The sequence below is a fragment of the Marinobacter salinexigens genome (assembly GCF_008370345.1).
GTDB lineage: Bacteria > Pseudomonadota > Gammaproteobacteria > Pseudomonadales > Oleiphilaceae > Marinobacter > Marinobacter salinexigens.
Genome location: NZ_VTUU01000032.1, coordinates 1 through 628, shown reverse-complemented (window position 1 = coordinate 628; position 628 = coordinate 1). Strand labels below are relative to the sequence as shown.

Annotated in this window: 1 protein-coding gene; it reads left to right on the top strand. The window is 58.3% G+C overall.

Features of this window, described 5'->3' with window-relative positions; genetic code table 11:
* A partial coding sequence (locus tag FWJ25_RS20535; RefSeq protein ID WP_149601849.1) for a chlorophyll a/b-binding protein occupies window positions 1-364 on the top strand: 364 nt, incomplete at its 5' end.
* Window positions 365-628: the final 264 nt, after the last annotated feature.

The following is a 628-nucleotide window of genomic DNA, read 5'->3' as shown; positions in this document are numbered from 1 at the left end:
GGAGCTGGTGGACGGGTCCTCCTACCTGGGCCAGCCGCTGCCGTTCTCCATCTCGACGCTCATCTGGATCGAGGTGCTYGTGATCGGCTACATCGAGTTCCAGCGSAACGCCGAGCTCGACCCSGAGAAGAGGCTGTACCCCGGCGGCTCCTACTTCGACCCGCTCGGCCTGGCGGCCGACCCTGAGAAGAAGGAGCGGCTGCAGCTGGCGGAGATCAAGCACGCGCGSCTCGCCATGGTCGCCTTCCTCGGCTTCGCCGTGCAGGCCGCCGCCACCGGCAAGGGGCCRCTCAACAACTGGGCCACCCACCTKAGCGACCCRCTCCAYACYACCATCTTCGACACGTTCGGAGGRTCCTCTTAAGCCCGCCATTGCTCCGCYCCGTCCATCGACCGGCCGGAACGTGTTCTTGGATTAATTAACTACGATCTCTATGAGCCTGGGGATGGATCAACCCGTCGTGCGTGGTCTCGTTTTGTGATGAGTGGRAGAGAGAGGATGRCAAGATCGATCCTTTGTTAATGGAGATCTCGTTAATTAGKAGAGCTACCGCTSGGAYTTGGTGRTTTGTAATATATGATCCAACCAGTGATGAATCAATGCATTCACTTGTGTACACATATACAT